Raw genomic sequence first — 13,033 nt, forward strand, 5'->3', positions numbered from 1 at the left:
CCTGCCGAACGTCACACGCCGGACGGTCGGACCGCCGCGGCCCTCTCGCATAGGGTTCACCCATGCGTGGAATTCTTTTGGCCGGTGGCACCGGATCGCGACTCTGGCCGCTGACTCGGGCCGTCTCGAAGCAGCTGCTGCCCGTCTTCGACAAGCCGATGATCTACTACCCGCTCTCCACCCTGGTCATGGCGGGAATCAGCGAGATCCTGATCATCACCACCCCTGAAGACCGCGACCAGTTCGAGCGGCTGCTCGGCGACGGTTCGCAGTTCGGACTGCGGTTGGAGTACGCCGTCCAGGAGCGCCCCGAGGGCATCGCCCAGGCGTTCGTCCTCGGCGCCGACTTCATCGGCGACGAGTCCGTCGCATTGATCCTCGGCGACAACATCTTCCACGGCAGCGGCCTCGGCACCCGCCTCGCCCAGCACACCGACGCCAAGGGCGGCCGGGTGTTCGCGTACCCGGTGGCGGACCCGACCGCCTACGGCGTCGTGGAGTTCGACGAGAAGGGCCAGGCCATCTCCATCGAGGAGAAGCCGGTCAAGCCCAAGTCCCGCTACGCGGTGCCGGGTCTGTACTTCTACGACAACCAGGTCGTGGAGATAGCCAGGGGGCTCAAGCCCAGCGCCCGCGGCGAGCTGGAGATCACCGCCGTCAACGACGCCTACCTCCAGGCCGGCGAACTGAACGTCACCATCCTGGACCGCGGCACCGCCTGGCTCGACACCGGCACCTTCGTCTCGATGGTCCAGGCCTCCGAGTTCGTCCGCGTGATCGAGGAACGCCAGGGCTTCAAGATCGGCTGCATCGAAGAGGCGGCCTGGCGGGCCGGCCTGATCGACTCCGACCAACTGCGTTCGCTCGCCGAGCCGTTGACCAAGAGCGGCTACGGCACCTACCTCCTGGCCCTGCTGGACGAGGAGGAGGGCAAGTGAAGTTCCGCGAACTCTCCATCGCGGGCGCCTTCGAGGTGACCCCGCAGCTGCACGGCGACCCGCGCGGCCTGTTCACCGAGTGGTACCGCTTCGACCGCCTGGCGGAGGTCGTCGGCCACCCGCTGAACCTGGCGCAGGCGAACCTCTCCGTCTCCGCCGCGGGCGTGGTTCGCGGCATCCACTTCGCCGACGTGCCGCGCGGCCAGGCCAAGTACGTGACCTGCGTGCGCGGCGCCGTGCTCGACGTCATCGTGGACCTGCGGGTGGGCTCCCCCACCTTCGGCCGCTGGGAGGGCGTCCGCCTCGACGACGCCGACCGCCGGGCCGTCTACATCCCCGAGGGGCTCGGCCACGGCTTCTGCGCCCTGACCGACGACGCGACCCTGTCGTACCTCTGCTCGGAGACGTACAACCCCACCGGCGAGCACTCGGTGCACCCGCTCGACCCGGACCTGGGCATCGAGTGGCCCGCCGAGTTCCCGCAGCTGTCCGCGCGCGACGAGGCCGCCCCGTCGCTGGCCGAAGCCATCTCGACCGGACTGCTGCCCGACCACGCCGCCTGTGTCGAGTTCACCGAGTCGCTGCGCGTGAACTGACGCGCCGCCCGCGTACGCGGAAGGGCCGCACCCCGCAGGACGGGGTGCGGCCCTTCTGGTGTGTCCGGGCCGGTCCGGCCGCGACCGCCGGCCGCAACGCCGAAGGGCCCCGCCCCACCGCCTCGGCGGTGGGCCGGGGCCCTCCAGTGGAACGTGGTGCCCGGTCAACGGGCTACCAGGTCAGAACCCGAATTACTTCGTGATCTTGGTGACCTGGCCGGCGCCCACGGTACGACCACCCTCACGGATGGCGAACTTCAGGCCCTCCTCCATGGCGACCGGCTGGATCAGCGCGACCGACATCTCGGTGTTGTCGCCCGGCATGACCATCTCCGTGCCGGCCGGCAGGGTGACGACACCCGTGACGTCCGTGGTACGGAAGTAGAACTGCGGACGGTAGTTGTTGAAGAACGGGGTGTGACGGCCACCCTCGTCCTTCGACAGGATGTAGGCCTGGGCCTCGAACTCGGTGTGCGGGGTGACCGAACCCGGCTTGATGATGACCTGGCCGCGCTCGACGTCCTCGCGCTTGATGCCACGGAGGAGCAGACCGACGTTCTCACCGGCCTGGCCCTCGTCGAGCAGCTTGCGGAACATCTCGATACCGGTGACCGTGGTGGTGGTCTTCTCTTCCTTGATACCGATGATGTCGACGGTCTCGTTGACCTTCAGGACACCACGCTCGATACGGCCGGTGACGACCGTACCGCGACCGGTGATCGTGAAGACGTCCTCGACGGGCATGAGGAACGGCTTGTCGGTGTCACGCGGCGGGGTCGGGATCGACTCGTCGACGGCGGTCATGAGGCCGAGAAGCTTCTCGCCCCACTCCTTGTCGCCCTCGAGCGCCTTCAGCGCGGAGACGCGGACGACCGGCAGGTCGTCGCCCGGGAACTCGTACTCGGAGAGCAGCTCACGGACCTCGAGCTCGACGAGCTCCAGGATCTCCTCGTCGTCCACCATGTCGGCCTTGTTCAGGGCGACGACGATGTACGGAACGCCGACCTGGCGGGCCAGGAGCACGTGCTCCTTGGTCTGCGGCATCGGGCCGTCGGTGGCGGCGACCACGAGGATGGCGCCGTCCATCTGCGCGGCACCGGTGATCATGTTCTTGATGTAGTCCGCGTGACCCGGGCAGTCGACGTGGGCGTAGTGACGCGCCTCGGTCTGGTACTCGACGTGCGCGATGGAGATGGTGATACCGCGCTGGCGCTCCTCAGGAGCCTTGTCGATCTGGTCGAAGGCCGAGGCCTCGTTCAGGTCCGGGTACGCGTCGTGCAGCACCTTGGTAATGGCGGCCGTGAGGGTCGTCTTACCGTGGTCAATGTGACCGATGGTGCCGATGTTGACGTGCGGCTTAGTCCGCTCGAACTTCGCCTTCGCCACGGGGGTCCTCCTGGAGAGTGGTTCTGTACGCCTTACAGATCGGCGCCAGGTGATCTTTGCTGGAAAGCCGGCCGGTCCCCGGGGCAACGGGAGTGGCTCCTGTTGCCCCAGAGGCTGCCGGTGACAAGCCTAAAGCGTGTACTCCGAAGAGTTACTCGCCCTTGGCCTTCGCGATGATCTCCTCGGCGACGTTCCGGGGAACCTCGGCGTAGGAGTCGAACTGCATCGAGTAGCTGGCGCGACCCGAGGTCTTGCTGCGGAGGTCGCCGACGTAGCCGAACATCTCCGACAGGGGCACGAGGCCCTTGACGATCTTGGCTCCGTGACGGTCCTCCATGGCCTGAATCTGGCCACGGCGGGAGTTGATGTCACCGATGACATCGCCCATGGACTCCTCGGGCGTGGTGACCTCAACGGCCATCATCGGCTCGAGCAGAACGGGCGAAGCCTTGCGCGCGGCCTCCTTGAAGGCCTGCGAACCGGCGATCTTGAAGGCGAGCTCGGAGGAGTCGACCTCGTGGTAGCCGCCGTCGAGAAGCGTGACGCGAACGCCCGTCATCTCGTAGCCGGCCAGGATGCCGAACTGCATGGCCTCCTGCGCACCCGCGTCCACCGAAGGGATGTACTCCTTCGGCACACGACCGCCGGTGACCTTGTTCACGAACTCGTACGCCGGGCCGTCGGCCTCGGTGATGGGCTCGATCGCGATCTGCACCTTGGCGAACTGACCGGTACCACCGGTCTGCTTCTTGTGGGTGTAGTCGTGACGCTCGACGGCCTTGCGGATCGTCTCGCGGTACGCGACCTGCGGCTTGCCGACGTTGGCCTCGACCTTGAACTCGCGCTTCATGCGGTCGACAAGCACCTCAAGGTGCAGCTCGCCCATTCCGCCGAGGATGGTCTGGCCCGTCTCCTCGTCCGAGTGAACGTGGAAGGAGGGGTCCTCCTCCGCGAGACGCTGGATGGCGACACCCAGCTTCTCCTGGTCACCCTTGGACTTGGGCTCGATGGCGACCTGGATGACCGGAGCCGGGAAGTCCATGGACTCCAGGATCACGGGCTGCTTGTCGTCGCACAGCGTCTCACCGGTGGTGGTCTGCTTCAGGCCCATCACGGCGACGATGTCGCCGGCGCCCACCGAGTCGATCTCCTCACGCTTGTTCGCGTGCATGCGGTAGATCTTGCCGATGCGCTCCTTCTTGCCCTTGACGGAGTTCAGCACCGCGGTGCCGGCCTCCAGGCGGCCCGAGTAAACCCGGACGAAGGTGAGCTTACCGAGGTGCGGGTCGCTCATGATCTTGAACGCGAGCGCGGCGAGGGGCTCCTCGTCGGACGGCTTGCGCTTCACGACCGTCTCGGCGTCGCGGACGTCGTGGCCCTCGATGGCCTCGATGTCCAGCGGCGACGGCAGGTAACGGACGACAGCGTCGAGCAGGGGCTGGACACCCTTGTTCTTGAACGCCGTGCCACAGAACACCGCGGTGATCGTGGGCTCGCCCTTGCCCTTGCCGGAGCCGAGGATGATACGACGGACGGCGGCGTGCAGCTGGTCCTCGGTGGGCTCGATGCCCTCGAGGAAGAGCTCCATCATCTCTTCGTCGTTCTCGGCGACGGTCTCGACCAGCTTGCCGCGCCACTCCTCAGCGGCCTCGGTGTGGCTGGCCGGGATGTCGACGATGTCGTACATCTCGCCCTTGGTCGCCTCGGCGGACCAGACGAGCGCCTTCATGCGGACGAGGTCGACGACACCCTGGAAGTCGGCCTCGGCACCGATGGGGAGCTGCATGACGATCGGAACCGCACCGAGGCGGTCCGTGATCATGTCGACGCAGCGGTGGAACTCGGCGCCGGTGCGGTCGAGCTTGTTGACGAAGCAGATACGCGGAACGCCGTAGCGGTCCGCCTGACGCCAGACGGTCTCGGACTGCGGCTCGACGCCGGCCACACCGTCGAAGACGGTGACGGCGCCGTCGAGGACGCGGAGCGAACGCTCCACCTCGACGGTGAAGTCGACGTGACCCGGGGTGTCGATGATGTTGATGGTGTGGTCAACATCTTCGAGCGGCCAGTGGCAGGTGGTGGCGGCAGACGTGATGGTGATACCACGCTCCTGCTCCTGCTCCATCCAGTCCATCGTGGCGGCGCCGTCGTGGACCTCACCGATCTTGTACGACACACCGGTGTAGAACAGGATGCGCTCGGTGGTGGTCGTCTTGCCCGCGTCGATGTGGGCCATGATCCCGATGTTGCGGACCTTGGCCAGGTCAAGCGAAGTGGTAGCCATAAGGCTTCGGTCTTCTCTCGGTCTCGATGTGGGGTGGGACTACCAGCGGTAGTGCGCGAAGGCCTTGTTGGACTCGGCCATCTTGTGCGTGTCCTCGCGCTTCTTGACGGCAGCGCCAAGACCGTTGGAGGCGTCGAGCAGCTCGTTCATGAGGCGCTCGGTCATGGTCTTCTCACGACGGGCGCGGGAGTAACCCACGAGCCAGCGCAGCGCCAGGGTCGACTGGCGACCCGGCTTGACCTCGACGGGAACCTGGTAGGTCGCGCCACCGACACGGCGGGACTTGACCTCGAGGGACGGCTTGACGTTCTCCAGCGCGCGCTTCAGCGTGATGACCGGGTCGTTGCCGGTCTTCTCGCGGAGGCCTTCCATGGCGCCGTAAACGATGCGCTCGGCGGTGGAGCGCTTGCCGTTCAGGAGGATCTTGTTGATGAGCGAGGTCACCAGAGGAGATGCGTAGACCGGGTCGATGATGACCGGGCGCTTCGGGGCGGGGCCCTTACGAGGCATTCTTACTTCTCCTTCTTGGCGCCGTAGCGGCTGCGGGCCTGCTTGCGGTTCTTGACAGCCTGGGTGTCAAGCGCACCGCGGATGATCTTGTAACGAACACCCGGCAGGTCCTTCACACGGCCACCACGCACGAGCACGATCGAGTGCTCCTGCAGGTTGTGTCCCTCACCCGGAATGTAAGCGGTGACCTCGATGCCGGAGGTCAGACGCACACGCGCGACCTTACGGAGCGCCGAGTTCGGCTTCTTCGGGGTGGTCGTGAACACACGCGTGCAGACGCCGCGACGCTGGGGCGAGGCCTCAAGCGCGGGAGTCTTTGTCTTCTCGACCTTGTCCTGCCGGCCCTTACGGACCAGCTGCTGGATCGTAGGCACTACTTCTCCGGTTTCTGTGTGCCGTGTAGTGAAGCTAACCTGGAACGTTGCCGACCCACGCGGTCGGGTGTGTCGGATCCTGCACACTTCCACCGAGGTGAGAGGGGCACGGATCGCGGTGTGGTCTTCTCGGCTCACCGCGGGTCTGTGCGCGCGCGGGAGCCCAGGGCACACCCCAGGCACAAGGTCAGAGCGTACCTACCTCACAGAGGTAGGTCAAAACAAATGCCCAGCACGAAAATCCGCCGCGCGCAAGCGGTACGGGGGCCGTTCGGCCCGACGGGCCGCCCCGCCGCCCTAAACTGACAGCTTGCCCGGGCGCTGGGCGCCCGGGAGCCGATCAGCAGGGAGCAGCACATTGGGGACCGTGGCACCCGAGCCGACCACCGTCGACGCCCGGCCCACCGCAGCGGACCGCCCCCCGGCCCTCCGCGGACCCGTCCGCCTCTCCGCCCGCCTGCGCGGTCCCCTGCTGGCCTTCCTGCTCGCCGCGTCCGCCGCCGTCGCGGCCTGGGTCGCGCGCGGGACGTTCCCCTTCGGCAACACCGGGCGAGCCATCAACGACCAGGCCAACCAGTACGTGCCCTTCCACCGGGCACTGTGGGACCTGGTCCACGGGCAGGCCGCCGGGGACCTGTTCTTCACCTGGCGCGGCGGATTCGGACAGCAGTTCCTGTCCGACTACCACACCTACCTCGGCAACCCGTTCTCCTGGCTGGCCGTCCTCGTCCCGCGCGACCACGTCGACCTGGCCGTCTTCGCGGTCACCCCGGTCACGATGGGCACCGCCGCCGCCGTGATGACCGTGTACCTCGGCAAGCTGCACGCCGGCCCCTGGTGGCAGCGGGGCGTGCTCGGGGCGACGTACGGCCTGTGCGGCTGGGCGCTCAGCGACGCCTCGTACATCCCGATGTGGCTCTGGGGCCTGGTCGCCCTCCCGATGCTCGGCATCGCCGTCGAGTGGTGCCTGGAGGGGCGCCGCTGGCCGGGGGCGGCCCTGCTGGTCGCACTCGCCTGGTTCGGGAACTTCTACACCGCGATGATGGCCACGATGGCCGCCTGCGTGCTGCTGGCCATCCGCCTGGCCACCCGCGACACGACGGCCCGGGAGCGGCTGCTGGCCCTGTGGCGGGCCGCGACGGCCGCCGCGACCGGAATCCTGCTCACGCTCCCGCTGCTGCTGCCGTCGTTCCTGTCCAGCGGTGCCGCCCAGCCCACCAGGGCCGCCGCCTTCGACCCCGTACGGATCGAGGTCTTCTTCGCGGGGATGCTCCCGGCCACCCACCTGTGGGGCGGCCGTCCCCGGCTCTACGTGGCCTCGCTCGGCCTGATCCTCGCCGGCTCCTTCCTTCTCAACACCCGGGTCGCGCGCCGCACCCGCCTGGTGTGGGCGGTCGCCACCGCGCTGGTGCTGGCCTCCTTCCAGTTCCCGCCCACGCAGTACGTGTGGCACGGACTGGCGGTGCCGAACGGCAACCCGTACCGCGAGGCCTTCGTGTTCAGCGGGATGGTGGTGGTCCTGGCCTGGCTGGCGCTGGCCAACCGGCCGCGCCCGCTGCACCTGGCCCTGAGCGCCGCCCTGCTGGTCGCCGCTGCCTTCGCCCTGCGCCACACGGACGACTTCGGCGGCTGGACCTGGCCGGCGGTGCTCGGCGGCGGGGGTGTCTCGCTGCTGGCGCTGGTCCTGCTGCGGCTCGGCGAGAAGCGCCGCTTCCTGGTCCCGGTGGCCGCCGTGCTGATGGCCGGTGTCGTCCTCGCGGAGTCCACCGCGGCCGCGGCCGGCGCCGACGCCCGCCGGGCCCGCGAGCGCTGGGCCAAGCCGATCGCCACGTCGAACCGGTCGATCGCACAGCATTTCGACGCCGTGCGCGGGGTCGAGGACTGGCCCGCCCACCGGACCGACTCGGGCGCGCCGCAGACCGCGTACAACGACGCCCTGGCGCTCCGGGCGGAGGGGCCGCAGTCCTACAGCAGCTACCTCCCCGAGGCGACCTACCGGGCCCTGCAGCCCCTGGGGTACGGCTTCAAGAACGACGGCCGGACCTTCTTCGGCGCCGACAACCCGGTGCTCGACGCGATCTTCTCCATCGGCGCGCGGGTCCGTCCGGGGGCGGCGCCGGGCAGCTGGACGGCCGACCGGTTCCCGGCGCCGCCGCTGGCCACCGTCCGCACCGGACCGTACGCCTCCCCGAATCCGGCGGACAGCGTCTACGCCCGCCAGGAGACCGTCCTCGGCGCCACCGTCTACGAGGTCCCGCAGGTCACCCGCGGCGGCAACCCGGAGGTCAGGACGTTCACGGCCCGCTGCCGCCCCGGCTCCGAGGCCTACTGGTACTCCCCCGCCCTCCACGGCTCCCTCCGCGCCGGCGCCACCGAGAAGCCGCTGGCGGGCGCGGTGACGGGGGTGACCCCGCTCGGCCCCGTCCCGGCGTCCGGCGAGGTCGAGGTCAGCGTGCGCACGCGTACGAAGGGGGCCGGCGCCGGAGCCCACCCGCTGGGCTGCCTCGACCGGGCGGCCCTCGCGGCGGCCGTCGACGGCCTCAAGGCCACCGGCGCCACCACCGTCGACGTCGGCGGCCACTCCATCGCGGCCTCCTTCCCCGCGGACACCCGGGGCACGGCCGTCGTCGCCACCACCGCCGTCCCCGGGTGGAGCTGCTCGGCCCCGGTCAGGCCCTTCCACGGCCTGCTGGCCGTGGACCTCCCCCCGGGTACCACCGAGATCTCCTGCACCTTCACCCCGAAGGGCTTCACCGCAGGCCTGGCCGGCGGAGCCCTGGCCCTCTTGGCCCTCGCCGCGGTCCCGACCTGGACGCGCCTGCGGCGCCGGCGCTGACGCTCCGCCGGCGCCCCCGCAGACCCGCGGCGGGCTCCCCCGCGGAAACGAAAAAGGCCCCCCGCCACTCCTTGCGGAGCGGCGGGGGGCTTCTTCTTACGAGCTCTTAGCCGTTGTACGGGCCGTAGTCGTAGTCCTCCAGCGGGACGGCCTGGCCGGAGCCGGTGCCGAAGGGCGAGTAGTCGATGTCGTCGTAACCGACGGCCGAGTACATCGCGGCCTTCGCCTCCTCGGTGGGCTCCACCCGGATGTTGCGGTAGCGGGCGAGGCCCGTACCGGCCGGGATGAGCTTACCGATGATGACGTTCTCCTTGAGGCCGATCAGGGAGTCGGACTTGGCGTTGATCGCCGCGTCCGTCAGGACCCTGGTCGTCTCCTGGAAGGACGCCGCCGACAGCCAGGACTCGGTCGCGAGCGAGGCCTTGGTGATACCCATCAGCTGCGGACGGCCGGAGGCGGGGTGACCGCCCTCGGTGACCACACGACGGTTCTCGGTCTCGAACTTCGACCGCTCCACCAGCTCGCCCGGCAGGAGCTCCGCGTCGCCGGACTCGATGATCGTCACGCGGCGCAGCATCTGCCGGATGATGATCTCGATGTGCTTGTCGTGGATCGACACGCCCTGCGAGTTGTAGACCTTCTGGACCTCGCCGACCAGGTGGACCTGGACGGCACGCTGGCCGAGGATGCGCAGCACGTCGTGCGGGTTGGTGGCACCCATGGTGAGCTTCTGGCCCACCTCGACGTGGTCGCCCTCGTGCACGATGACCTTGGCGCGCTTCGAGATCGGGAACGCCGTCTCGTCGCTGCCGTCGTCGGGCGTGATGACGATCTTCTTCGTCTTCTCGGTCTCCTCGATCCGCACGCGGCCGGCGGCCTCGGAGATCGGGGCGACACCCTTCGGGGTACGGGCCTCGAAGAGCTCGACGACACGCGGCAGACCCTGCGTGATGTCGTCACCGGCCACACCACCGGTGTGGAAGGTACGCATCGTCAGCTGGGTACCGGGCTCACCGATGGACTGGGCGGCGATGATGCCGACGGCCTCACCGATGTCGACCAGCTTGCCGGTGGCCAGCGAGCGGCCGTAGCAGAAGGCACAGGTGCCGACCGCGGACTCACAGGTCAGGACCGAGCGGGTCTTGACCTCCTCCACGCCGTTGGCGACCAGGGCGTCGATGAGCACGTCACCGAGGTCGACGTTGGCCGGCGCGATGACCTTGCCGTCGATGACGACGTCCTCGGCCAGCATGCGGGCGTAGATCGAGGTCTCGACGTCGTCGGCCTTGCGCAGCACGCCGTCCTCGCCGCGAACGGCGATCTTCAGCTTCAGGCCGCGCTCGGTGCCGCAGTCCTCCTCGCGGATGATCACGTCCTGCGAGACGTCCACCAGACGACGGGTCAGGTAACCCGAGTCGGCGGTACGCAGGGCGGTGTCCGCCAGACCCTTACGAGCACCGTGCGTGGAGATGAAGTACTCCAGAACGGTGAGGCCCTCGCGGAAGGACGCCTTGATCGGACGCGGGATGGTCTCGTTCTTCGCGTTCGACACCAGACCACGCATACCGGCGATCTGTCGCATCTGCATCATGTTTCCTCGGGCACCCGAGTCAACCATCATGAAGATGGGGTTCGTCTTGGGGAAGTTCGCGTTCATCGCCTCGGCGACCTCGTTGGTCGCCTTGGTCCAGATCGCGATGAGCTCCTGCGTGCGCTCGTCCTTGGTGATCAGACCGCGCTCGTACTGCTTCTGGACCTTCTCGTCCTGCGCCTCGTAGCCCGCGACGATGGCCTTCTTGGCCTCGGGCACGACGACGTCGGAGATGGCCACGGTGACACCGGAACGGGTCGCCCAGTGGAAGCCGGCCGCCTTCAGGTTGTCGAGCGTCGCCGCCACGATGACCTTGGGGTAGCGCTCCGCCAGGTCGTTGACGATCTCGGAGAGCTGCTTCTTGCCCACCGAGTAGTCGACGAACGGGTAGTCCTCGGGCAGCAGCTCGTTGAAGAGCGCGCGGCCCAGGGTGGTGCGCAGGCGGAAGCTGTCGCCCGGCTGGAACTCGCGCTCGGCGACGCCGTCGTCCCCGCCCTCGGCGACCGGCGGCACCCAGCCGCGCGGCGGGATGGTGCCCACCGGGAAGCGGATGTCGACGGACGACTGCAGCGCGAGCTCGCCGGCGTCGAACGCCATGGTCGCCTCGGCCGTGGAGCCGAAGGCGCGGCCCTCGCCCTTGGTGTCGCGCAGGTCACCGTCGGTGGTCAGGAAGAACAGACCCAGGACCATGTCCTGCGTCGGCATCGTGACCGGACGGCCGTCGGCCGGCTTGAGGATGTTGTTCGAGGACAGCATCAGGATGCGGGCCTCGGCCTGCGCCTCCGCGGAGAGCGGCAGGTGCACGGCCATCTGGTCACCGTCGAAGTCCGCGTTGAACGCGGTGCAGACGAGCGGGTGGATCTGGATGGCCTTGCCCTCGACCAGCTGCGGCTCGAAGGCCTGGATGCCGAGGCGGTGCAGCGTGGGCGCACGGTTCAGCAGAACCGGGTGCTCCGCGATGACCTCTTCCAGGACGTCGTACACGACCGTGCGGCCGCGCTCGACCATCCGCTTGGCGCTCTTGATGTTCTGCGCGTGGTTCAGGTCCACCAGGCGCTTCATCACGAACGGCTTGAAGAGTTCCAGCGCCATGGCCTTCGGCAGACCGCACTGGTGCAGCTTCAGCTGCGGGCCGACGACGATCACGGAACGCGCGGAGTAGTCCACGCGCTTGCCGAGCAGGTTCTGACGGAAGCGACCCTGCTTGCCCTTCAGCATGTCGCTGAGGGACTTCAGCGGGCGGTTGCCGGGGCCCGTCACCGGGCGGCCGCGGCGACCGTTGTCGAAGAGCGCGTCCACGGCCTCCTGGAGCATGCGCTTCTCGTTGTTCACGATGATCTCGGGGGCACCGAGGTCGAGAAGGCGCTTCAGGCGGTTGTTGCGGTTGATCACGCGGCGGTACAGGTCGTTCAGGTCGGAGGTCGCGAAGCGGCCACCGTCCAGCTGCACCATCGGACGCAGGTCCGGCGGGATGACCGGGACGCAGTCCAGGACCATGCCCTTGGGCTTGTTGCTGGTCTGCAGGAACGCGGAGACGACCTTGAGGCGCTTGAGCGCACGGGTCTTCTTCTGGCCCTTGCCGGTACGGATGATCTCGCGGAGGCGCTCGGCCTCCTCCTCCAGGTCGAAGGACTCCAGGCGCTTCTGCAGCGCGGCGGCGCCCATGCAGCCGTCGAAGTACGTGCCGAAGCGGTCACGCAGCTCGCGGTAGAGCAGCTCGTCGCCCTCAAGGTCCTGGACCTTGAGGTTCTTGAAGCGGGCCCACACCTCGTCGAGGCGGTCGATCTCGCGCTGGGCGCGGTCGCGGAGCTGCTTCATCTCGCGCTCGGCACCCTCGCGCACCTTGCGGCGCACGTCGGCCTTCGCACCCTCGGCCTCAAGCTCGGCCAGGTCGGACTCGAGCTTCTTGGCACGGCCTTCGAGGTCGGCGTCGCGACGGTTCTCGATCTGCTGGCGCTCGACGGAGACGTGGGCCTCCAGCGACGGCAGGTCGCGCTGGCGGCGCTCGTCGTCGACGAACGTGATCATGTACGCGGCGAAGTAGATGACCTTCTCAAGGTCCTTCGGCGCGAGGTCCAGCAGGTAGCCCAGGCGCGACGGGACGCCCTTGAAGTACCAGATGTGGGTGACGGGGGCGGCGAGCTCGATGTGGCCCATCCGCTCACGGCGCACCTTGGCGCGCGTGACCTCGACGCCACAGCGCTCACAGATGATGCCCTTGAAGCGGACACGCTTGTACTTGCCGCAGTAGCACTCCCAGTCCCGGGTCGGACCGAAGATCTTCTCGCAGAAGAGTCCGTCCTTCTCGGGCTTCAGGGTGCGGTAGTTGATGGTCTCCGGCTTCTTGACCTCGCCGTGCGACCAGGTTCGGATGTCGTCCGCGGTGGCAAGGCCGATCCGCAGCTCGTCGAAGAAGTTGACGTCGAGCACTGTGCGTCAATCCCTCTTTCGGGGTCGTGTCTCTTGATCAGTGGTCTGAACGGTCCCGGGGATGACGGGGGGCTCAGGGTGTGAGCCC

General features: G+C 68.4%; 8 protein-coding genes. 3 read left to right on the forward strand and 5 right to left on the reverse strand.

Annotation, left to right across the window (positions count from 1 at the left end):
* Nucleotides 1-62 precede the first annotated feature (62 nt).
* Both rfbA and rfbC read left to right on the forward strand, forming a co-directional pair.
* The gene (gene rfbA / locus AW27_RS13220; protein WP_037918920.1) at nucleotides 63-938 is read left to right on the forward strand and encodes a glucose-1-phosphate thymidylyltransferase RfbA; all 876 of its coding nucleotides are present in this window, start codon (nucleotides 63-65) and stop codon (nucleotides 936-938) included.
* Entirely contained in the window at nucleotides 935-1,534 is a 600-nt protein-coding gene (gene rfbC, locus AW27_RS13225; RefSeq protein ID WP_037918918.1) for a dTDP-4-dehydrorhamnose 3,5-epimerase, read from the forward strand. The genes rfbA and rfbC overlap by 4 nt, the downstream gene beginning before the upstream one ends.
* Before the next feature lie 192 nt (nucleotides 1,535-1,726).
* On the opposite strand, the gene tuf is transcribed toward rfbC, so the two are convergent.
* The 4 genes from tuf to rpsL all read right to left on the reverse strand — a co-directional run bounded on the left by tuf (nucleotide 1,727) and on the right by rpsL (nucleotide 6,088).
* A complete protein-coding gene (gene tuf, locus AW27_RS13230; protein WP_037918916.1) occupies nucleotides 1,727-2,920 on the reverse strand; it encodes an elongation factor Tu in 1,194 nt (397 codons plus the stop codon).
* A gap of 151 nt (nucleotides 2,921-3,071) precedes the next feature.
* The gene (fusA, locus tag AW27_RS13235) at nucleotides 3,072-5,204 is read right to left on the reverse strand and encodes an elongation factor G (protein WP_037918914.1); all 2,133 of its coding nucleotides are present in this window, start codon (nucleotides 5,202-5,204) and stop codon (nucleotides 3,072-3,074) included.
* Nucleotides 5,205-5,243: 39 nt separating this feature from the next.
* Nucleotides 5,244-5,714 carry a 30S ribosomal protein S7 gene (gene rpsG, locus AW27_RS13240; RefSeq protein ID WP_007265894.1) on the reverse strand — a complete coding sequence of 157 codons (471 nt, stop codon included), beginning with the start codon at nucleotides 5,712-5,714 and terminating at the stop codon, nucleotides 5,244-5,246.
* A gap of 2 nt (nucleotides 5,715-5,716) precedes the next feature.
* Complete coding sequence (gene rpsL / locus AW27_RS13245) at nucleotides 5,717-6,088, reverse strand: 30S ribosomal protein S12 (protein ID WP_007265893.1); 372 nt, start codon at nucleotides 6,086-6,088, stop codon at nucleotides 5,717-5,719.
* Between the two features lie 367 nt (nucleotides 6,089-6,455).
* Between rpsL and AW27_RS13250 the strand changes: the two genes are divergently transcribed.
* On the forward strand, nucleotides 6,456-8,924 hold the full coding sequence (locus AW27_RS13250; protein ID WP_236647543.1) for a YfhO family protein: 2,469 nt from the start codon (nucleotides 6,456-6,458) through the stop codon (nucleotides 8,922-8,924).
* Nucleotides 8,925-9,030: 106 nt separating this feature from the next.
* Here the strand turns inward: AW27_RS13250 and AW27_RS13255 are convergent, their stop codons facing one another.
* Nucleotides 9,031-12,945, reverse strand: a complete 3,915-nt coding sequence (locus tag AW27_RS13255; RefSeq protein WP_037918912.1) for a DNA-directed RNA polymerase subunit beta' — start codon at nucleotides 12,943-12,945, stop codon at nucleotides 9,031-9,033.
* Between the last annotated feature and the right edge of the window lie 88 nt (nucleotides 12,946-13,033).

It is taken from the genome of Streptomyces sp. PCS3-D2 (genome assembly GCF_000612545.2).
In the GTDB taxonomy this organism is placed as follows: Bacteria; Actinomycetota; Actinomycetes; order Streptomycetales; family Streptomycetaceae; genus Streptomyces.